Origin of the sequence: Candidatus Pelagibacter sp. HIMB1715 (assembly GCF_052047595.1) — a bacterium.
Lineage (GTDB): Bacteria > Pseudomonadota > Alphaproteobacteria > Pelagibacterales > Pelagibacteraceae > Pelagibacter.
The window spans coordinates 37,161-59,426 of sequence record NZ_JBNAJY010000017.1 but is presented as its reverse complement, the minus strand read 5'-3'; the positions used below and the strand labels follow the sequence as shown (position 1 = coordinate 59,426).

20 protein-coding genes and 3 tRNA genes are annotated in these 22,266 nt (G+C 30.2%); 1 reads left to right on the top strand and 22 read right to left on the bottom strand.

Annotated features, from left to right (window positions below):
* Positions 1 to 188: 188 nt before the first annotated feature.
* The 16 genes from ACTTAY_RS05320 to ACTTAY_RS05245 form a co-directional block, all read right to left on the bottom strand.
* Positions 189 to 725, bottom strand: coding sequence for a biotin--[acetyl-CoA-carboxylase] ligase (locus ACTTAY_RS05320; RefSeq protein WP_440672632.1), 537 nt, complete (start codon positions 723 to 725; stop codon positions 189 to 191).
* Positions 725 to 2,143, bottom strand: a complete 1,419-nt coding sequence (gene nuoN / locus ACTTAY_RS05315) for an NADH-quinone oxidoreductase subunit NuoN (protein WP_440672631.1) — start codon at positions 2,141 to 2,143, stop codon at positions 725 to 727. The genes ACTTAY_RS05320 and nuoN overlap by 1 nt, the downstream gene beginning before the upstream one ends.
* Position 2,144: 1 nt before the next feature.
* Positions 2,145 to 3,626 carry an NADH-quinone oxidoreductase subunit M gene (locus ACTTAY_RS05310; RefSeq protein WP_440672630.1) on the bottom strand — a complete coding sequence of 494 codons (1,482 nt, stop codon included), beginning with the start codon at positions 3,624 to 3,626 and terminating at the stop codon, positions 2,145 to 2,147.
* Positions 3,626 to 5,539: an NADH-quinone oxidoreductase subunit L gene (gene nuoL / locus ACTTAY_RS05305; RefSeq protein ID WP_440672629.1), complete on the bottom strand. Its 1,914-nt coding sequence runs from the start codon at positions 5,537 to 5,539 to the stop codon at positions 3,626 to 3,628. The genes ACTTAY_RS05310 and nuoL overlap by 1 nt, the downstream gene beginning before the upstream one ends.
* Positions 5,540 to 5,541: 2 nt before the next feature.
* On the bottom strand, positions 5,542 to 5,853 hold the full coding sequence (gene nuoK, locus ACTTAY_RS05300) for an NADH-quinone oxidoreductase subunit NuoK (protein WP_075506644.1): 312 nt from the start codon (positions 5,851 to 5,853) through the stop codon (positions 5,542 to 5,544).
* Positions 5,846 to 6,478 (bottom strand): NADH-quinone oxidoreductase subunit J, encoded by a 633-nt coding sequence (locus ACTTAY_RS05295; protein WP_440672628.1) that lies wholly within the window; start codon positions 6,476 to 6,478, stop codon positions 5,846 to 5,848. Before ACTTAY_RS05295 ends, nuoK begins: the two co-directional genes overlap by 8 nt.
* Complete coding sequence (nuoI, locus tag ACTTAY_RS05290; RefSeq protein ID WP_075506642.1) at positions 6,479 to 6,964, bottom strand: NADH-quinone oxidoreductase subunit NuoI; 486 nt, start codon at positions 6,962 to 6,964, stop codon at positions 6,479 to 6,481.
* A 2-nt stretch (positions 6,965 to 6,966) separates the two neighbouring features.
* Positions 6,967 to 7,965: an NADH-quinone oxidoreductase subunit NuoH gene (nuoH, locus tag ACTTAY_RS05285; protein ID WP_262589304.1), complete on the bottom strand. Its 999-nt coding sequence runs from the start codon at positions 7,963 to 7,965 to the stop codon at positions 6,967 to 6,969.
* A 1-nt stretch (position 7,966) separates the two neighbouring features.
* A complete protein-coding gene (nuoG, locus tag ACTTAY_RS05280) occupies positions 7,967 to 9,997 on the bottom strand; it encodes an NADH-quinone oxidoreductase subunit NuoG (RefSeq protein ID WP_440672627.1) in 2,031 nt (676 codons plus the stop codon).
* Entirely contained in the window at positions 9,990 to 11,321 is a 1,332-nt protein-coding gene (gene nuoF / locus ACTTAY_RS05275; protein WP_075506639.1) for an NADH-quinone oxidoreductase subunit NuoF, read from the bottom strand. The genes nuoG and nuoF overlap by 8 nt, the downstream gene beginning before the upstream one ends.
* Positions 11,314 to 11,922, bottom strand: a complete 609-nt coding sequence (nuoE, locus tag ACTTAY_RS05270) for an NADH-quinone oxidoreductase subunit NuoE (RefSeq protein WP_440634898.1) — start codon at positions 11,920 to 11,922, stop codon at positions 11,314 to 11,316. The genes nuoF and nuoE overlap by 8 nt, the downstream gene beginning before the upstream one ends.
* Positions 11,919 to 13,094 (bottom strand): NADH-quinone oxidoreductase subunit D, encoded by a 1,176-nt coding sequence (locus ACTTAY_RS05265; RefSeq protein ID WP_218836792.1) that lies wholly within the window; start codon positions 13,092 to 13,094, stop codon positions 11,919 to 11,921. Before ACTTAY_RS05265 ends, nuoE begins: the two co-directional genes overlap by 4 nt.
* The gene (locus ACTTAY_RS05260) at positions 13,078 to 13,683 is read right to left on the bottom strand and encodes an NADH-quinone oxidoreductase subunit C (RefSeq protein WP_075506636.1); all 606 of its coding nucleotides are present in this window, start codon (positions 13,681 to 13,683) and stop codon (positions 13,078 to 13,080) included. The genes ACTTAY_RS05265 and ACTTAY_RS05260 overlap by 17 nt, the downstream gene beginning before the upstream one ends.
* A 2-nt stretch (positions 13,684 to 13,685) precedes the next feature.
* The gene (locus tag ACTTAY_RS05255) at positions 13,686 to 14,201 is read right to left on the bottom strand and encodes a NuoB/complex I 20 kDa subunit family protein (protein WP_440672626.1); all 516 of its coding nucleotides are present in this window, start codon (positions 14,199 to 14,201) and stop codon (positions 13,686 to 13,688) included.
* A gap of 10 nt (positions 14,202 to 14,211) precedes the next feature.
* Positions 14,212 to 14,580 (bottom strand): NADH-quinone oxidoreductase subunit A, encoded by a 369-nt coding sequence (locus tag ACTTAY_RS05250; protein ID WP_075506634.1) that lies wholly within the window; start codon positions 14,578 to 14,580, stop codon positions 14,212 to 14,214.
* 88 nt (positions 14,581 to 14,668) lie between these two features.
* Positions 14,669 to 14,745 (bottom strand) — tRNA-Asp (locus ACTTAY_RS05245).
* Between the two features lie 176 nt (positions 14,746 to 14,921).
* On the opposite strand from ACTTAY_RS05245, the gene ACTTAY_RS05240 reads away from it, so the two are divergent.
* A complete protein-coding gene (locus ACTTAY_RS05240) occupies positions 14,922 to 16,097 on the top strand; it encodes a hypothetical protein (RefSeq protein WP_440672625.1) in 1,176 nt (391 codons plus the stop codon).
* A 2-nt stretch (positions 16,098 to 16,099) separates the two neighbouring features.
* Here the strand turns inward: ACTTAY_RS05240 and ACTTAY_RS05235 are convergent.
* From ACTTAY_RS05235 to ACTTAY_RS05210, 6 genes are all read right to left on the bottom strand, one after another.
* A tRNA-Val gene (locus ACTTAY_RS05235) sits at positions 16,100 to 16,175 on the bottom strand.
* Positions 16,176 to 16,225: 50 nt separating this feature from the next.
* Positions 16,226 to 18,604: an endopeptidase La gene (lon, locus tag ACTTAY_RS05230; RefSeq protein ID WP_440672624.1), complete on the bottom strand. Its 2,379-nt coding sequence runs from the start codon at positions 18,602 to 18,604 to the stop codon at positions 16,226 to 16,228.
* Positions 18,605 to 18,664: 60 nt separating this feature from the next.
* Positions 18,665 to 19,933 carry an ATP-dependent Clp protease ATP-binding subunit ClpX gene (clpX, locus tag ACTTAY_RS05225; RefSeq protein ID WP_075506632.1) on the bottom strand — a complete coding sequence of 423 codons (1,269 nt, stop codon included), beginning with the start codon at positions 19,931 to 19,933 and terminating at the stop codon, positions 18,665 to 18,667.
* A gap of 89 nt (positions 19,934 to 20,022) precedes the next feature.
* Positions 20,023 to 20,634 (bottom strand): ATP-dependent Clp endopeptidase proteolytic subunit ClpP, encoded by a 612-nt coding sequence (clpP, locus tag ACTTAY_RS05220; protein ID WP_440672623.1) that lies wholly within the window; start codon positions 20,632 to 20,634, stop codon positions 20,023 to 20,025.
* Between the two features lie 32 nt (positions 20,635 to 20,666).
* Complete coding sequence (gene tig, locus ACTTAY_RS05215) at positions 20,667 to 22,124, bottom strand: trigger factor (RefSeq protein ID WP_440672622.1); 1,458 nt, start codon at positions 22,122 to 22,124, stop codon at positions 20,667 to 20,669.
* A 10-nt stretch (positions 22,125 to 22,134) separates the two neighbouring features.
* Positions 22,135 to 22,219: transfer RNA gene (locus tag ACTTAY_RS05210), tRNA-Leu, on the bottom strand.
* Positions 22,220 to 22,266: the final 47 nt, after the last annotated feature.

The following is a 22,266-nucleotide window of genomic DNA, read 5'->3' as shown; positions in this document are numbered from 1 at the left end:
ATAATTTTATTTAATTTATTTTTTTATTTTTATCTAATATTATTTTTTTTTTTTTAATAAAATTTTTAATTTCTTATTACTTATTTTTTTTGAAATAAAAGTAATTTTTTTTAAAATTTTATTTCTTTTGGAAACTAAAAAAATTTTAGTGTCAGTATTTCCTATATCACCTAAAATATACATATTAATTAATTTATTTTATACATTTTCGATATTCTATTTTCAAAAACTAGTTTCAAATTTTTTTCTAATTCAGATTTATTAATTTTTTTTCCTGTTATTCTATATAAATTTGTTGCTGGATAATTTTTAATATTTGGATTTTTTATTACATTAATCCCTATTCCTGTAATTAAAAATTTTTTATCTGATTTCGTTATAATTTCTTGTAAAATCCCACTAATCTTTTTTTTATTAATTAATAAATCGTTTGGTTTTTTAAAGTTAATTTTATTTTTTATATATTTAGAGAGTGTTTGTTTAACTAATTTACAATTTAACTTTGTAACTCTTTCTATTGAGAATTTATTTTCATCAAATGGATGAAAAAAAGAGGCAAATAGATTACCTTTATATGAAATCCATTTTCTTCCATACTGACCTCGACCACTAAATTGTTTTTCAGCAACAACCATACCAAATTTAAAGTTAGTTTTTTTTATTATTCTTGCAGCTGTATCGTTGGTACTTTTTATTATTTTAAAGTTAAATTTCTTAAATTTCATTAAATAATATTAATTCTTGATACTACCTCAATTAATTGGCTTGGAAATATGAAGTATAAAAGAATTAATATTGTAGAAAAAGTTAATGAAAATTTTAACCATAAACTATGATCCGTATCATATTTATCTTTTTCTTTATCAAAGTACATGATCTTGATTATTCTTAAGTAATAGAAAGCTGCAACAACAGTAGATAACAATCCAACAATAGCTAAAAAATACATTGATTGTTCTAAAACTGCTTTGAAAACATAAAACTTAGCAAAAAATCCTGCTAATGGTGGTATCCCTGCTAATGAAAATAATATTACAAGTAAAGAAAGTGATAATAATGGATGATTTTTCGATAAACCAGATAAGTCATCAATATCTTCGTAATATTGATTATTTCTTCTAAGCATTAACAAACAAGAAAAAAGGGCCAAATTCATTACAACATAAATTGAAATATAAATTATTGAACTTTGAATTCCTTCATTAGAAGCAGTAGCAAGACCAGCCAATGTGTAGCCTATGTGTCCAATAGAGCTATAAGCAACTAGTCTCTTAATGTTTATTTGTCCAATTGCTGCAATTGCTCCAAAAAGCATTGAGGCAATAGATAAAAATACAATTATCATTTGCCATTGATCGATTAGATTTAAAAATGGAACATATAAAAATCTAATAAATACAGTTAACGCAGCAATTTTTGGTACCATTGTGAAAAATAAAGTTACTGTAGTTGGAGATCCTTCGTATACATCTGGTGCCCACATATGGAATGGGACTGCTGAAATTTTGAATGCTAAACCTACTAAGATAAAAACTATCCCAAAAGTCAGTACATACTCATTTGAATTAAGTTGTGTGGAAATCACATCGAAGTTTGTAGAACCTGAAAAACCATAAATTAGTGAACATCCATAAAGTAATAATCCTGATGATAATGCACTTAATACAAAATATTTTAAACCTGCTTCAGATGATTTTAGTTGATCTCTATTATAAGTTGCTAAAACATATAAGGCTAATGATTGTAACTCTAGACCCATATAAAATACAATTAGATCATTAGAACTAATCATGACCATCATTCCCAGCACAGAACTCAAAATTAAAACTGGATATTCAATATTAAAAATTTTAAAAATTTTTAAATAACTAGAAGAAATAACTAATACTAGAAAACCGCCCAACAACGTTATTATCTTCATAAATGAAGACATCTTATCTATTACAACACTGCCATTAAACAAAGTTTCTCTATTCACAGAGAAAGTTTCGTTAAAAGTAATTATAGCGGCGATCAAAAATACAAATAAAGACAAGTTAAAAGTAATGCCTGAACTATTTTTTTTAAATACTCCCAATACAAGTAAAAACATTATTGATAATGAGATAAAAATTTCAGGTAAAATTAAATTTAAATTTTCCATGTTATTTGCTCGCTAAATTAATATTATGCATATTTATTAAATCTGAAACGGAAACCTCAATTGTGTTAATCAAAGGATCTGGATAAAAACCAAAAAATAAAGTTGGTATAGCTAAACATGTTAAAATTACATATTCTGATCTATTCAAATCTAACATTTGTTTTAAATCTTCATTAACTAATTTCCCAAAAACAACTCTTTTATACAACCAAAGCATATAGGCAGCTCCTAAAATTACTCCTAAGCTTGCTAACACAGCTACTAAAAAATTATCCTTAAAGGCGCCCATTAAAATCAAAAATTCTCCAATAAAACCACTTGTTCCAGGTAATCCTAAAGCGGCTAATGTAAATAACATAAATAAAATCGAATACTTTGGTATTATGGCAACTATACCACCATAAGAATTTATCATCCTTGAGTGCATACGGTCATAAACAACACCAACACATAAAAATAGAGCTGCAGAAACTAATCCATGACTAATCATCTGAATTATACTTCCTTCTATACCTTGCTGTTGAAGAGTAAAAATACCTAAAGTTACAAAACCCATATGTGCTACAGATGAATATGCAATTAGCTTTTTCATGTCTTCCTGCATTAAAGCGATAAAAGAAGTAAAAATTATTGCTATAACACTTAAAGTATAAATAAGAGGTGTGAATACTTCAGAAGCCACTGGAAATAACCCTAGTGAAAATCTAATAAAACCATATCCTGCCATTTTTAACAAGATGGCAGCTAACAAAACTGAACCGGCTGTAGGAGCTTCAACATGAGCATCTGGTAACCAAGTGTGAACAGGCCACATAGGTGTTTTTACTGCAAAAGAACTAAAGAAAGCTAACCATAATAAATTTTGGTATTTAGCGTCAATTCCAATTTCATAAAGTTTAACTACATCTGTTGTGCCTGATATCCAGTATATTGAAATGATCGCAACCAGCATTAAGACTGATCCAAGCAAAGTATATAGAAAAAATTTAAATGCTGAATAAACACGTTTTGGACCACCCCAAATACCAATAATTAAAAACATTGGGATTAATCCAGCCTCAAAAAATAAATAAAAAACAACTAAATCAAGTGCACAAAAAACACCAATCATGAAACTTTCCATGATTAAAATTGCAATTAAAAAATCTCGTAATCTATTTTTTACTGAATTGTTAACTGAAATGATACAAAGTGGAGTTATAAAGGTTGTTAAGATTATAAATAATATAGAAATTCCATCAACACCAACTTTATAATTAATAAATCCTTCAATCCATGTTCTATCTTCAACAAATTGAAAATTAGATATACTTTGATCAAAAGATATCCACAAATAAATAGAAATTAAAAAATTAACTATACTTGTAAATAAAGCTACATATTTAGCTGTTGAATTATTTCCATCTTTATCTTTAGTAAAAAATAAAAAAAGAGCTCCTATAGTAGGTAACAAGATTAAAGATGATAAAATTGGAAAGCTCATTATTTAACTATCAAAAAGGTTAATAAAGCAGAAAAACCTAACAACATTACAAAAGCATATTGATAGATAAAACCACTTTGAAATTTATTTGCTTTAATTGAACATTTTTTTATAAAAGAAGAAATTCCATCTGGACCAAATCCATCTATTATAGTTCCATCACAGACTTTCCATAAAAATGTCCCAAGTTTTTTCGATGATTTAATAAAGATAACCTCATACAACTCATCGAAGTACCATTTTTTAACAAGGAAATTGTATAAAGGTTTATTTATTGACGCTATTTCATTTGGCAATTCTTTGTTCTTAACAAATAAATAATAAGCAATAGGTATTGATAGGATAACTAAACTAGGTGTTAAAAGTAAAAACCATGTTGGTGGATGATCTGTGCTTAGAGGTTCTAAAAATTTGATTGATTCTGACCAAAAGTAATTGTCACCACCATGTCCAATGAACAAATCTTTAAATAAAACGCCTGCAAAAATTGCACCAATAGAAAGCACAAATAATGGAACAAGCATTACCAAAGGTGACTCGTGCGTTTCCTCAATTTTAATCTCTTTATTGTTATATTCACCATGAAATGTTTTAAATATTAGTCTCCAAGAATAAACTGACGTTAAAAATGCAGTAACTATACCAATACCAGCTGCATAATAACCTGTTGTATTTCCTTTCAAATATGCAAATTCAATAATTGCATCTTTTGAGTAAAAGCCTGATAAGAAAGGAAAACCTGTCAAAGCAAGAGTTCCTATAATCATTAAAGCATAAGTGTAAGGTAATTTTCTCCATACACCTCCCATGTTATTTATATTTTGCTCATCTTTAAAAGCATGAATTACTGAACCTGATCCTAAAAATAATAATGCTTTAAAAAATGCATGTGTAAATAAATGAAACATAGCTACATTGTAAGCGCCTACACCAGCTGCAAAAAACATATAACCAAGTTGGCTACATGTTGAGTAAGCAATTATTTTTTTAATATCTGTTTGAACTAAAGCTACCGTTGCAGCAAAAAAAGCTGTTGTCATTCCAACTACAGTAATCAAATTTAAAATTACTGGAGAAAATTCATAAATAGGTGAGCATCTAACAACTAAAAATACGCCTGCAGTAACCATTGTTGCAGCATGAATTAGAGCAGAAACTGGTGTTGGTCCTTCCATTGCATCTGGCAACCAAGTATGAAGTAAAATTTGAGCTGATTTACCCATAGCTCCGATAAATAACAATAAACAAACCAAATCTATCGCTTTAACTTCAAAACCTAAGAAGGATAAATTTTTATCTACCACTGTTGGGATTTGCTGGAAAACTTCATCATAATTGACAGTCCCAAACAAATAAAAGACTAAAAAAATACCTAATGCAAAACCGAAGTCACCTACTCTATTAACAACAAAAGCTTTAATTGCAGCTGCATTAGCACTTTCTTTTTTAAACCAAAAACCAATTAGGAAGTAAGAACAAAGACCAACTCCCTCCCAACCAAAAAATAGTTGAATAAAATTATCTGACGTTACAAGCATTAACATTGCAAATGTAAATAATGATAGATAAGCCATAAATCTTGGTTTATGAGGATCGTGGGACATGTAACCAATTGAATAAATATGCACTAAAGCAGATACAGAAGTTACAACTACTAACATTACTGCTGATAGAGGATCAATTAACATTGACCAATTAACATCAAGTGAACCTGAATTAATCCAAGTTGCTATAACAATATTTTCTTCATATTGGTTAATGATCACCTGATATAAAACAATTATTGATAAAATCGCAGATATAGTGACTAATGCACTAGTTGCTATTTCGGAATTTCTATCACCAATGTAACGCCCAAAAAAACCTGAAATAATTGATGCTATTAGTGGAAGAAATAAAATTGAAAGTTCCATTACTATCCTTTCAACTCATCAATTTCTTCAACTCTGATAGTTCCAGAGTTTCTATAGTAAACAACGATTATAGCTAAACCAATCGCAGCTTCTGCAGCTGCTACAGTTAAAATAAATAAGGTAAATACTTGACCAGCTAAATCTCCAAGAAAAATTGAAAAAGCAACTAAATTGATATTTACAGCTAATAAAATCAACTCAATACTCATCAATATAACAATAATATTTTTTCTATTAAGAAAAATTCCAATAACTCCAATTGAAAATATAACAGCGCCTAAAGTTAAATAGTGTCCTAAACCTATCTCAGTCATCTATTTTAACTCCTTTGTTAGAAGCAACTTCTACAACACTTACTCCTTCAGCTCTTTCACGAGAAATTTGTTTTATATAACTTTGTCTTTTGACGTTTGACCTTTGTCTAAAAGTCAGAACGATTGCTCCAACCATCGCAACTAACAAAATCATACCGCTAATTTGAAATACATGTATGTAATCAGTGTATAATATTTGACCTAATGAGTGTGTGTTACTTAAGTCTGAAACTTTTGATGAATTGTTAATATCAAAAATATCTGGTTTGTATTTCCATCCGCCAATTACAATAATTAGTTCAAAGAAAATGATTGTGCTAATAATTAATCCAACAGGAATATGTTTTGAGCTAGCAGCAGAGGCAAACCATTGATTTTTTTGTTGAGCAACATTTAGCATCATAACAACAAAAAGAAATAAAACTGCCACGGCTCCAACGTAAACAATTAACATTATCATACCCAAAAACTCGGCACCAATCATAATAAATAGACAAGAAATACTGATAAAATCTAATATTAAAAAGAAAACTGAGTGGACAGTATTTTTTGATACTGTAACCATTATTGCAGACACAACCGCAATTATAGAAAAAGTGTAGAAGAAAATAGCGTGAGCAATCATTTATCTATGTGAACTATCCGCTTTAATATTAGCGTCTAGAATATTCTCCCACCTGTCACCGTTATCTAATAATTTCTCTTTTGTGTAATATAATTCTTCCCTTGTCTCAGTCGAAAATTCAAAATTTGGACCTTGGACTATAGCATCAACAGGACAAGCTTCTTCACATAGACCACAATAAATGCATTTCATCATATCAATGTCATAACGAGTAGTTTTTCTACTACCATCTTCTCTTTGAGCAGATTCAATTGTAATTGCTTGGGCTGGACATACAGCTTCACAAAGTTTACATGCAATACATCTTTCTTCTCCATTTGGATATCTTCTTAAAGCGTGCTCTCCTCTAAATCTTGGGCTAATTTTTCCTTTTTCAAAAGGATAATTGATTGTTTTTTTTGGTTTAAACAATTCTTTTATTGCAATGAACAAACCGCCTACAAAATCAACCATGAAAATAGTTTTAAAAAATCTGGATAAATTCATAATTAGTTTGTTGGTAAAAGGTTAAAGTAAAATAAATAACTTGCAGTTAAAACAACCCAAGTTAATGACAAAGGAAGAAATACTTTCCAACCTAATCTCATTAATTGGTCATATCTATATCTTGGTACAATTGCTTTTACTAAAGCAAATAAGAAAAATAAAAGTAAAATTTTTAAAATTAACCAAATTGCACCTGGAACTAAAGTAAATGGATAAATATCTATTGGAGATAACCAGCCACCTAAGAATAATATAGCTCCCATAGCACACATCAATAAGATGTTTGCATACTCACCTAACCAAAACATTGCATACATCATTCCTGAATATTCTGTCTGGTATCCAGCAACTAATTCTGCTTCAGCTTCAGGTAAATCGAAAGGTGGTCTATTAGTTTCAGCTAAAGCAGAGATAAAAAATATTACAAACATTGGAAATAACGGAATTACAAACCATAGATTTTGTTGAGCAATTACGATGTCATTCAAATTCAATGAGCCTACGCACAACAATACATTGATGATAATAACTCCAATAGAAACTTCATATGATACCATTTGAGCCGCAGATCTAATTGCACCTAGGAAAGGATATTTAGAGTTTGAAGCCCATCCTCCCATAATTATTCCATAAACACCTAGCGATGAAACGGCAAATAGATAAAGTATACCGACATTAATATCAGCTAAGACCTGTGTTGCACTAAATGGTATAACAGCCCAAGCTATCAAGGCTAATGTCATAGTAACGATAGGTGCTAATATGAAGATTACTTTGTTTGAGCTTGATGGGATGATTATTTCTTTAAAAATATATTTCAACGCATCAGCTAATGATTGAAGTAATCCAAATGGTCCAACTACATTAGGTCCTTGTCTTTTTTGGACAAAAGCCCAAACTCGTCTATCTAGCCAAACAATCATAGCTACAGAAACCAAAACTGGAACTAACAAAAATAAAATTTTGTATACCTCTTGAAAGACTATATTTAAATATTCCATCTTAACCTTCTGTGCCTGTTGATTTTAAATTCATTTTTGCATTATTGCACTCAATCATTGTTTTTGATGATTTAGCAACAACATTAGAAAAATAATAATCTTTAATTTCAATTTTTAAATTTTCATTATTAAAATCAGAATTTGATTTGTTATTATTTTGTTCAGTTTGTTTTTCACTTTGCAATTTTAAATAATTTAACATGCTGCTATCTAGCTCTTCTTTATCGTTAAACAATTTTCTATTATTCATGAATTCAGCTAGTTCATTTATTATCTGCCAATCTTCTTTTGCATCTCCAGGTGGATAAGAAGCCTTAAATGCTTTTTGAATTTTTCCCTCTAAATTTGTATAATAACCGTCTTGTTCTGTATAAGCTGAGCCAGGTAAAATTATATCTGCACACTCTGCCCCTTTGTCACCATGGCTCCCTTGATAAATAACAAATTCATTTTTTTTAACAAAATTTAAATTATCTTGACCTATTAAAAACACTATTTCAAATTTATTTGATTTTAAATCTTCTATTAAATTTGTTTTATTATTTAAAACCCCTAAATCAAAATTTCCCACAGTTGCTGCATCACATGATAAAACATTCAAAGGATTCCACTCTTCTGAGAACTTGTTTTTTTTATTCAAAAAATCTTTCAAATTATCAAATAAATATTGTGCATTTTCTAATCTTAGTAAGGACTCACCAATTATGATCATTGGTTTTTTTGCACTTTCTATTTCTTTTGAAAGTTTGTGTGTGTCATCTATAATTTCTTTTATTGTTTTAGTTTGTCCATCTAAGCTTTCATAAGGATAAGTTAGATCTCCACAATCATTTAATGATACAATTCTCGTACTATTATTTAGATAAGATTTTCTAATTCTTGCATTTAAAATTGTGGCTTCATACCTAGGATTGGAGCCTAACAATAAAATTAAATCAGCATCTTCAATTCCGTTAATTGAGGAATTAAACAAATAATTTTCTCTTTTTGAAATATTAATATATCTATTATCTGATCTTGATTCATAATTATCAGTTTCAAGTGTTCGGTCAAAAAATTCTTTAAAAATGTACGCAGTTTCCATGTTTGTTAAATCTCCAACAAAACCAGATACTTTTTCTTTTGATGTATTTTCTAATTTAGATTTTATTATTTTATAAACTTCTTGCCACGAAGCTTTCTCAAATTTACCATTGTATTTAATATACGGGGTATCTAATCTTTGATGAAGTAAGCCATCACACGCATATCTAGTTTTATCTGAAATCCATTCTTCATTAATATCTTCATTAATTATTGGAAGAACTCTTTTTACTTCCCAATCGTATGTATCAACTCTAATGTTTGAACCTATTGCATCCATGACATCAATTGTTTCAGTCTTTTTTAACTCCCATGGTCTCGCTTCAAAAACATAAGGTTTTGATGTCAAAGCTCCAACAGGACATAAATCAACTACATTGGCAGATAATTCTGATTGCATTGATTGCTCAAGATATGTTGTAATTTGCATATCCTCACCTCTACCTATAGCACCAAGTTCTGGAACGCCTGCAACTTCAGTAGCAAATCGCACACATCTTGTGCAATGTATGCATCTTGTCATTTGAGTTTTGATTAATGGGCCCATATTTTTTTCTGGAACTGCTCTTTTATTTTCTTTAAATCTTGATTTATCTACCCCATAAAACATTGATTGATCTTGAAGATCACATTCACCACCTTGGTCACATACAGGACAATCTAAAGGGTGATTTGCTAGTAAAAATTCCATTACACCTTTTCTAGCTTTTTCAACTAAACTTGTATTTGTTTTAATATTCATTCCCTCTGCAGCAGGCATTGCACATGATGCAATAGGTTTTGGTGATTTTTCCATTTCAACCAAACACATTCTGCAATTTCCAGCTATAGATAATTTTTCATGATAACAAAATCTAGGTATCTCAACTCCTGCTTTTTCACAGGCTTGAAGAACTGTTAGCCCTTCTTCAACTTCTACATCAATGTCATTTACTTTCAATTTAAGCATTTTTTTTATCTAATAAATGTTGATCAACCAAATAAGGTATATTATTTTTTTTCTGAACAATTGGGTCTAAATTGTTTCTTTCCTGAATTTCTTTTTTAAAATGTCTTAACAAACCTTGAACTGGCCATGAAGAACCTTCTCCAAATGCACAAATTGTATGACCAGCGATTTGGGTTGTTACATCTCCTAACATGTCTACTTCATCTTTAGTTGCATCACCTTTTGCCATACGCTCAAGCATTCTCCACATCCATCCAGAACCTTCTCTGCAAGGTGTACATTGTCCACAACTTTCATGTTTATAAAATCTAGCAATTCTCGCCATACATTTAATAATGTCTTGATCTTTATTGATAACCACTATCCCTGCTGTCCCTAATCCACTTTTTTCTTCGACACACGCATCAAAATCCATTTTTAATGTTTCACATCTGTCTTTTGGAATTAGAGGCATAGAGGATCCACCTGGTATTACAGCTTGTAAATTATCCCATCCGCCAATCACTCCACCAGCGTGAACTTCTATTAATTCTTTTAAAGGAATGCTCATTTCCTCTTCTACATTACAAGGATTGTTAACATTTCCAGAAATACAGAAAATTTTAGTACCTGTATTTTTTTCTCTTCCTAAAGAAGCAAACCATTTCGCTCCTCTTCGTAAAATAGTTGGTACCACAGCAATCGTTTCAACATTATTAATTATAGTTGGACATCCATATAAACCAATCAAAGCTGGGAAAGGTGGTTTTAGTCTTGGTTGACCCTTTTTACCCTCTAAACTTTCAAGTAATGCTGTTTCTTCACCACAAATATACGCTCCTGCTCCATAATGAATATAAATATCTAAATCCCAGCCAGTTCCAGCTGCATTTTTTCCCAATAGTTTTTTCTCATAAGCTTCATCAATTGCAGCTTGAAGTTTTTGACCATCAACAAAATATTCTCCTCTAATATATATGTAGCAAACGTGTGCTTGAACTGCGTATGATGCTATTAGACAACCCTCTATTAGTTTATGAGGTTCAAATCTTAAAATATCTCTATCTTTACAAGTACCTGGTTCAGACTCATCACCATTAATAACTAAATAATGTGGTCTGGATCCAACTTCTTTGGGTGCAAATGACCATTTTAAACCAGTAGGAAATCCTGCTCCACCTCGACCTCTAAGTTGAGACTCTTTAATTTCATTAATAATCCAATCTCTTCCTTTTTCAGTAATTTCTTTAGTGTTTACCCAATCACCTCTTGATTGTGACGCAGCTACATCAGAACCTTTATCATTATATAAATTTTGAAAAATTCTATCTTGATCTTTAAGCATTTTTTAAATCCATTAGTGTTTTTCTATTATTCTCTGGCTCATTATTAATTCTTCCTCTGTATGAACCAGGTTTTGGAGTCTCTCCGTTTAAAATTTTATCTAAAATCTCAGATGTTTTTTCTTTATCAAGATCTTCGTAATAATCATCATTTATTTGCATCATAGGAGCAGTCACGCATGCACCTAAGCATTCAACTTCCATCCATGAACAACTTTTATCACTTGATAATTCACATTCATTTTCAGAAATTTTTTCCTTACAAGCTTCAACCAATTTATTTGCACCTCTTATCATACAAGGTGTTGTGGTACATACTTGAACAAAATATTTTCCAACTGGAGATAGATTGTACATTGTGTAGAAAGTGGCAACCTCATAAACTTTTATATAAGGCATGTCTAAAAACTTAGCGATATACTTCATTGCAGCTAATGGTATCCAATTATTATTTTGTCTTTGAGCAATATAAAGTAAGGCCATCACAGCACTTTGTTGTTTTCCTTTTGGATATTTTGCAACAATATTATTTGCTGCCTCTAAAGAGGTAGTATTAAATTCGAAACTTTCTGGTTGATCTTTTGCTGGTTTTCTTAAACTCATCTATCCACCTCACCAAAAACAATGTCTAATGAACCTAAAACCGCTGGTACATCTGCTAACATGTGTCCTTTAATTAAATAATCCATTGATTGCAAATGTGAAAAACCTGGGGCTCTAATCTTGCATTTATAAGGTTTGCTTGAACCATCAGAAATTAAATAAACTCCAAATTCTCCCTTAGGTGCTTCAACAGCTGTGTAAATCTCGTCCTTAGGCACTCTATAACCCTCAGTAAATAGTTTAAAATGATGAATTAACGCTTCCATTGATTGCTTAATATCTTTCTTTGATGGCGGGCTAATTTTGCCATCTAATGATTTAATTGGTCCTTTTTCCATTTTAGATAAACACTGTTTGATAATAGAAACACTCTCTTTCATCTCTTCAATTCTGCATAAATATCTATCGTAACAATCACCATTTTTTCCAACTGGTATTTTAAAATCTAAATCTTCATAACAATCATAAGGTTGAGACTTTCTTAAATCCCAAGGTACTCCTGATCCTCTAATCATAACTCCTGAAAAAGAATAATCTAAAGCATCCTCTTTACTTACAATTCCAATATCAACATTTCTTTGTTTGAAAATTCTATTGTCTGTTAAAAGACTTTCCAAATCATTAATCACTTTTGGAAATGTATCGCAAAAGTTTGAGATATCTTCCTCTAAACCTTTTGGTAAATCTTGGTGAACACCTCCTGCTCTAAAGTAGTTGGCGTGTAATCTTGATCCAGAAGCTCTTTCGTAAAATGTCATTAATGTTTCTCGTTCTTCAAAACCCCAAAGTGATGGAGTTAAAGCGCCAACATCAAGTGCTTGAGTTGTTACGTTAAGAATATGACTTAATATTCGTCCTATTTCACAAAAAATAACCCTTATATACTGAGCTCTGATCGGCACATCTATTTTAAGAATTTTTTCTACAGCAAGAGCAAAGGCATGTTCTTGATTCATTGGAGCTACGTAATCCAAACGGTCAAAATAAGGAACAGCCTGCATATATGTTTTGTTTTCAATTAATTTTTCAGTGCCTCTGTGAAGCAAACCTATATGTGGGTCTGCTTTTTCAACAACCTCACCGTCTAATTCTAATATTAATCTTAATACACCGTGAGCTGCTGGATGTTGAGGACCAAAATTTAGATTTAAATTTTTAATTTTTTTTGTCATTATTTTCAATTTCTTCTTTAATGTATTTTGTTCCTTCCCAAGGACTCTCATAATCAAAATTTCTATAATTTTGCTCTAGTTTAACTGGTTCGCTAATAACTTTTTTTTGATCTTCGCTATATCTAACTTCGGAATGACCAGTTAAAGGAAAATCTTTTCTTAAAGGATGTCCTTCGAAGCCATAATCTGTAAGTATTCTTCTTAAATCGGGATGATCTTTGAAATTTACACCATACATGTCAAAAACTTCTCTTTCCATCCAATTTGCTGCAGGAAAAACACTTGTTAAAGAAGGTATAACTTCATTTTCAGAAATGGAGTATTTTAGAACTAGTCTTTGATTAAATTCATGACTTAAAAATAAGTAAACTACTTGAAATCTTTGATTATTTTCAGGATAATCCACAACAGTAATATCTATTAACTGCCGAAATTTTGTATCAAGATTAGTTTTTAAGAATAAAATTACATCTAAAAAATCATCTTTATCTGTTTCTAGATAAATTTGATTATGTTTTATTTCTGAATTATTAATCTTCGTGGTTAATTCAGAATTAATTTTTTTTTCTAGATCCTCTAAACTATTCATGACTATCTTATAAAAGATCCTTTTTTTCTAATTTTTTTTTGTAATTGCAAAATTCCATATAATAATGCCTCTGCAGAAGGAGGGCATCCTGGAACATAAACGTCAACTGGAACTATACGATCACACCCTCTAACAACTGAATATGAATAATGATAATAACCTCCACCATTGGCACAGCTACCCATAGAAATTACATATCTAGGTTCTGGCATTTGATCATAAACTTTTCTTAAAGCTGGTGCCATTTTATTTGTCAATGTTCCAGCAACAATCATTACATCTGATTGTCTTGGTGATCCACGTGGTGCAGCTCCAAACCTTTCTAAGTCATATCTAGGCATTGCTGTTTGCATCATTTCAACCGCACAGCATGCAAGACCAAAAGTCATCCAATGCAAAGAGCCAGATCTAGACCAATTAATTAAATTATCCAGCGATGTAGTTATAAAACCATTTTTACTAAAATCTTTAGCAAGTTGTTTAAACTCATCAGGAACTTGTTCTATTTTATCGTTCATTAAATTAATTTTATTCCCAATCTAGAGCACCTTTTTTCCATTCATAAATAAAACCAACTGTTAGTATGAATAGAAAAATCATCATTGATGAAAAACCTAATAGACCAATGTTTCCTAATGATATTGCCCATGGAAATAAAAAGGCAATTTCAAGATCAAATATGATAAATAGAATTGCAACTAAGTAAAATCTTACATCGAACTCCATTCTAGAGTCTTGAAATGGTTCGAAACCACATTCATATGCAGATAACTTTTCTGGATCAGGTTTTTTTGGAGAAAGTAAAAAATTTAAGACTACAAAAGCAACACTTAAACCAAGAGCAATAACTAAAAATAGAATAATTGGTAGGTAATCTTTTAAAAATTCAGACAACATGGAAATCTATATATCAGTTTTTATCTGATGTTGAAGGGAAGATAAGTCACATTTAATTAATATTAACAGACAGTTTATTGGGAAAAAGTGGCGGGAGTGAAGGGACTCGAACCCTCGACCTATCGCGTGACAGGCGATCGCTCTAACCAACTGAGCTACACCCCCACTTAAGTTCAATATTTTATTTTTAATATGGATTTAGACTAAATTTATGCGCTGCCACCACATCTAAAATAATGTGGGTATTTGTAATCAGAAATTTGATTTAATCAAGCTTTATTATTTAAGTAAAAATTGATGTAAAGTAGATTTTATTTCAGATACTTATAAAAAAGTAATCTATGAAATTAGAAAATTTTGACAACTATTTTAAGCTATATTTAATTACAATTTTTCTATTTGCTAATTATTTTTTGATTCAAAAATATAATAATCCAGTTGAATGGACTATTTCTGAATGGCTTATTAATTATCAAGGTGGATTTACTAGACGAGGCTTAATTGGAGAATTAGTTTATCAATTACATAAAATATTTCCATTTACTCTAAGGGAAATAATTTTAGGTCTACAGATCCTAACATATTTTATTTATTATATTTTGGTATATTTTTACTTAAGAAAAATTAATAAAAATTATCTTTTAATTTTTGCAATATTTTCTCCTCTATTTATCATTTATCCAATTGCTGAAGTCGAGGTTTTAGCTAGGAAAGAAATATTTGTATTTATTGCGTTTGTTTTAATTTCAAATTTGTTCTCTGGTCAAAAAATAAATAATTTAAAATACATTTGTTTTTCAATAATTTTAGCCACAACTACTCTTATTTGGGAGGGAGTGATTATTTATTTATCTTTTTTTATATTAATACTAGTTGTTAAAAATAATTTTTTATTATCCAAAATTTTTTTGTTTAAATTATTTTTAAGTATTCTGCCTGTTTTAATAATATTTTATTTTATGTTTTATTTTAAACTGACTCCGCAAGAATTGAAAATGATGTGTGGCAAAATTGGTGAATGTTATGGTGCTATGACATATCTAAATAATGATTTGGCAAGTAATATTTCAGAAGTAAAATCAAAGATCAAATTTGAATTTATAATAAGATATATTTTAATTTTTTTAATAGGATTTTTACCACTCTTATTGTTGATAAATAAATCCGAATTTTTTTTTAAAAAAAAAAAATATTATAATAAAAGATTTTTTTTAGTTCTTTCTTTAACTTTTTTGCCTACACTGTTTTTCTTTTATATTGCTCAAGATTGGGGTAGATGGATAAATATATCCTATACACTTTTATTACTTACATACGTATTTTGTATTAAAAACAAATTAATAAAATTTAATAAATACAATTTAAATTTAAAATATTTATATAATAAAAAAATAGTAATCTTACTTTTAATAATATTTAGTTTTGGATGGAGTCCAAAAACCTTAATCAATGAGGATGTTGGATCTATACCAATATATAGAAAGGCAGCAATTATATTTAAAAATAGTTTGAATTAAAGTGGTGGGCAGTAAAGGACTCGAACCTTTGACCCCCTCGGTGTAAACGAGATGCTCTACCAACTGAGCTAACCGCCCCAAAATAGAGCTATTTATTACATCAACACTTAAATAAAGTAAATTAATTATTATTGAATGCTAGCTTGAGATTTGTCGTCTTTTTTAGCTAAATCCACCTCAACCCATTCTGTAGGTTTGAGTTCTTTAGTTAAAGCAATCTTAATTACTTGGTCAGCATATTCAACTGGCGTAATTTTAATATCATCTATAATTTTCTTAGGCATATCCACTAAATCTTTTTCATTTTCTTTTGGTATCAAAACTTCTTTAATTCCAGCTCTATGTGCAGCTAACAATTTTTCTTTAAGACCACCTATTGGCAATACTTGACCTGTTAATGTTACCTCACCAGTCATCGCAACATCTCTTCTCACAGGTATATTAGTAATCGATGAAACAATTGAAGTAACCATTCCTATTCCTGCAGATGGGCCATCTTTTGGTGTTGCACCTTCAGGTACATGAATGTGAAAATCTTTTTTCTCAAATAGAGGAGGAATAATTCCATACTCTAAACATTTTGATCTAACAAAAGATTTTGCAGCTTTTACAGATTCTTGCATCACATCACCTAGCTTACCAGTTATTTGCATTCTTCCTTTTCCAGGCATAGTCACAGTTTCAATTTTTAAAATTTCACCGCCATACTCGGTCCAAGCAAGTCCAGTTACTATACCTACTCTATTTTCAGATTCTAATTCACCAAATTTAAATTTAGCTACACCAAGAAAATCAGATAAATTTTTATTATTAATTTGGACTTCTTTTTCCTCGCCTGCTACAATTTTCTTAACTACCTTTCTAGCAAGTTTAGAAATCTCTCTTTCTAAGTTTCGAACTCCTGACTCTTTTGTATATCCTCTAATTACTTCTTTTATGATGTCGTCCTCCAATTTCATTTCTTTTTCTTTAACACCGTTATCTTTAATTTGTTTAGGAAGTAGATATTTATTAGCTATACTAATTTTTTCATCCTCTGTATAACCAGCCAATCTTATCACTTCCATTCTGTCTAATAATGGAGGCAATATATTTAAAGTATTTGCTGTTGTTACAAACATTACATCAGATAAATCATAATCAACTTCTAAATAGTGATCGTTAAAAGTTGTATTTTGTTCAGGGTCTAGTGCCTCTAATAACGCTGATGATGGATCACCTCTATAATCATTTCCAATTTTATCTATCTCATCCAGTAAAATTAAAGGATTTTTTGTTCCAGCTTTTTTCATCATTTGAATTATTTTACCTGGTAATGATCCGATATAAGTTCTTCTATGCCCTCTTATTTCTGCTTCGTCTCTCATCCCACCAACAGACATTCTAACAAATTCTCTATTGGTTGCTTTTGCTATAGATTTTCCTAAAGATGTTTTACCAACACCAGGGGGGCCAACTAAACATAATATTGGACCTTTGATTTTTTCCATTCTTTTTTGAACAGCTAAGAATTCTATTATTCTCTCTTTAACTTTCTCAAGTCCAAAATGATCTTTATCAAGAATATTTAATGCTTTAGTTAAATCTATATCAACTTCACTTTTCTTATGCCAAGGTAATTCCGTCATCCAATCTAGGTAGTTTCTAACCACTGTAGCTTCAGCTGACATTGGACTCATATTTTTCAATTTTTTAAGCTCTTGTAAACATTTCTTTTCAACTTCTTTTGGCATTTTAGCTTTTGTGATAGCTTTATTTAAACTTGTAGTTTCGTCTTTACCGTCTTCAATCTCACCAAGTTCTTTTTGAATAGCTTTAAGTTGTTCATTTAAATAATATTCTCTCTGAGTTTTCTCCATTTGAGTTTTAACTCGTCCTCGAATTCTTTTCTCTACACCAATTATGCTTGTTTCATTCTCCATAATTTTAATTATTGCGTTTAGTCTCTTTTTAACATCAACGGTTTCAAAAATTTGTTGTTTTTCTGAAATTGTAGCAGTGATGTGTGAAGCAATATTATCAGCTATTTGTGAAGGATCTTTTAACTGCTTAATTGTGTTTATTGTTTCGTTCGAAATTTTCTTATTTATTGAAGTTAACTTTTCTAATCTTCTTAAAGCAGTAGCTGCTAAAGGAAATAAATCCTCATCTTTTGGTAAGATATCATTGAAATATGTATATTCGCAGGTAATAAATTTCTCGTTATCTTTAAAGTCTAAAATTTTAACTCTTTTAATTCCTTCAACTAAAACTTTTACAGTTCCATCTGGTAACTTTAATAATTGTAGGATGCTTCCCTCACAACCATACATAAATACGTCTGTTTTCTTGGGATCATCAATCTCTGAGTTTTTTTGTGTTACAAGAATGATCTTCTTATCTTTTTTCATCACCTCATTTAGTGCAGAAATTGATTTATCTCTTCCTACAAACAGAGGTATTACCATGCTTGGGAAGACTACAATGTCTCTTAAAGGTAATAACGGCAATGATATTTTAACGTCCATAGGAATAATATGGATATTATATATTATATTGCAATAGGTTTTTGTTACTTATTAAGGATATTAAGCCGCTGATGTTTTGCCAGACTTAGATTTATTTTCGCCTTTAGAATGAACTAAAATTGGTTGTGATTGACCTTTCGCAGCTCCTGCATCAACAATTACTTCTTCAATGTTGTCTTGACTTGGGAGATCATACATTGTTTTTAATAATATATTTTCTAAAATTGATCTTAATCCTCTTGCTCCTGTTTTTTTGCTAATTGCTTTTTGAGCTATTTCTTTAAGAGCATTTTCTTTAAATGTTAATTTCGCTCCATCTAACTTAAATAATTCTTGATACTGTTTAGTTAAAGAGTTTTTTGGTTCTTGTAAAATTTTGATCAATGATTTTTCGTCTAAATCTTCAAGAGTTGCTATCATTGGTAGTCTTCCGATAAACTCTGGTATCAATCCAAATTTCAATAAATCCTCAGGCTCTAGTCCCTTCATCCACTCTCCTGTTTTTTTATCTTGAGTGTTTTTTACATCCGCTCCAAAACCAATTGAAGTACCTTTGTCTCTTTGAGAAATAATCTTATCTAATCCTGCAAAAGCACCTCCACAAATAAAAAGAATATTTGTTGTGTCTACTTGTAAAAATTCTTGTTGAGGATGTTTTCTACCTCCTTGAGGCGGAACACTTGCAACAGTTCCTTCCATTATCTTTAATAAAGCTTGCTGAACTCCTTCTCCAGATACATCTCTTGTAATGGATGGATTCTCAGATTTTCTACTAATCTTATCAACCTCGTCGATATACACTATTCCACGTTGTGCTTTTTCAACATTATAATCTGAAGCTTGAAGTAATTTTAAAATAATATTTTCAACATCTTCACCAACATATCCTGCTTCAGTCAATGTTGTTGCATCTGCCATTGTAAATGGAACATCTAAAATTCTAGCTAGAGTTTGTGCTAATAAAGTTTTACCACAACCAGTAGGACCAACTAATAAAATGTTGGATTTAGATAATTCTACATTCTTACTAGTTTTGTTTTCATAATTTAGTCTTTTGTAATGATTGTGTACGGCCACCGACAAAACTTTCTTGGCATGTGCTTGACCAATTACATAATCATCTAGCACTGTACAAATTTCTTTTGGTGAAGGTAGACCGTCTTGATGTTTAACAAAAGTGTCTTTGCTTTCCTCTTTTATTATATCCATACAAAGCTCAACACATTCATCACAAATAAATACAGTTGGACCTGCAATTAATTTTCTAACCTCGTGTTGGCTCTTTCCACAAAAAGAACAGTAAAGAATATTTTTATTATTTGTACTCATAATTTTTTAAACGAATCAATTTCATTACTTTATTATAGATGACTCATACTAATCAAGTTTGGATTAGTAAGTTATCAATATATTGTATATTATGATCTTTTTTCTACTACTTCGTCAATAAGACCAAATGATTTTGCGACATCAGCAGTCATGAAATTATCTCTCTCTAAAGCAGATTTTATTTCATCAACAGTTTTACCTGTATGTTTTGAATAAATTTCATTTAATCTTTTCTTTAATGACAAGACTTCATTAGCATGAATTTCTATATCTGTAGCTTGTCCTTGAAAACCTGCTGAAGGTTGGTGAACCATTATTCTTGAGTTGGGTAAAGAAAATCTCTTACCTTTAGTACCTGCAGCCAACAAAAATGATCCCATTGATGCAGCTTGGCCAATACATAAGGTTGATATATCCGGTTTTACATATTGCATGGTATCGTAAATCCCAAGACCAGCTGTAACCAGTCCACCAGGACTGTTGATATATAAATAAATTTCTTTCTTAGGATCTTCAGCTTCTAAAAATAATAACTGAGCTGTTACCAAGGATGCAATATTGTCATTTATCTGACCTGTTAAAAAAATAATTCTTTCCTTTAGAAGTCTTGAATAAATATCGTAAGCTCTTTCGCCTTTGCTTGATTGTTCTACAACCATCGGCACTAGATTGCTCATATGTTCTGATAATTTTGTTATCATAAATTGATTCGTTTTACTTATACAACTTGTGATTACTTTTTGCTAACTTTTTTTGTTTTTTTAGCAGCTGGTTTTGCTTTTGCTGTTTTTGTAGAAGGTTTTTTTTTCTCTGAAGCTTTCACTGCGGGCTTCTTTTTTGTTTCTTTTTTTGGTTCGTGATCATGCGAATGATCATGGTCATGATCGTGATCGTGATCGTGTTTATGAGCCTCTTTTAAGATTTTTTCCGCCTCATCTTTTGAAATTTCTTTTTTATTTGGTTTACCTTTTTCTTTTATAAGATTTAAAATTTTCTCCTCATAAACTGTCCCTCTTAGACTGGCTAAAGCAGATGGGTTTTTTTGATAAAAATCCATAACCATTTTCTCTTGTCCTGGCATCATTCTTAATTGTTTTTGAACTTCTGCTTGAATTTCTTGCTCACTAACTTTGATTTGATTTTTTTCACCAAATTCATTTAAGATTAACCCAGTTTTAATTCTTGTTTTTGCCTTTTCTTCAAAAGATTTTTTATTTTTTTTAGCCTCATCTTCAGACATTCCTTGTGAAAGAATCTTGACCTCTTCCTCTACTAAATTTCCTGGAACTTCTTCTACTTTAATTTTTTCAATTTCTTTTAAAATTTGATTTTTTGAAAGTTGATCTAAAGAATTTTTATATTCATCATTTATTTGTTTTGAAATTAAAGCTTTAAGATCTTTCAAATCTTTAGCTCCTAAATTTTTTGCAAAATCATCATCTATTTTCACCTCTTGTGCTTGTTTAACTGATAAAATTTTACAATTAAATTTAGCTTTTTTATTAACCAATTCTTTTTCAGGGTAATTTTCTGGAAGTGTTGCTTCAACAACTTTCTCATCATCTTTCTTAACACCAATTAGTTGCTTATCGAAACCTTTCAAAAATAAATCTTTACCTAACGTAAGCTGAGTATTTTTTCCTTCACTTCCTTTAAATTCTTTTCCATCAATTGTTGCTTTATAATCTAATGCAACTAGATCACCTTCTTTTGCTTTTGTATCAGGTGCACCTTCCTTGAAATTTGGTTGGTTCTTGGCAATTTCTTTTATTCTTTTATCTGTTTCACTATCATCAATTTTTACAGTGTATTCATCAAATTTAATGTTTTCTAATGATTTGATCTCTACTTTAGGTAATTCTGTAACTGACAAGACATATTCTAATTCTTTATCTTCACCATATGTCTTTAGATCTAATTTTGGCTGACCCGCTGGTTTAATTTTGTTTTCTTCCAACGCTTTTGTGGATGTATCTTTTAAAACTTTGTCTAATACTTCACCAAATACAGCTTTGCCGAATTGTCTTTTTAAAATTTCTTTTGGTACTTTTCCTGGTCGAAACCCTTTTAAATTTACTGTTCCTTTAATCTCTTCATATTTTTCATCCATATAAGAGCTCATAGTCTCTTTATCGATAAAAATTTTTAGATCTTTATTTAAACCTTTTTTATTTTCTACAGTAACTTTCATAATCATTTAATGGTAGGGCGAAAAGGACTCGAACCTTCACCGATTGCTCGACTGGTTCCTAAGACCAGCGCGTCTACCAATTCCGCCATCGCCCCAGTTAAATTAGGTGCTTTATATATTATTGAACTCATTTGTCCAATCC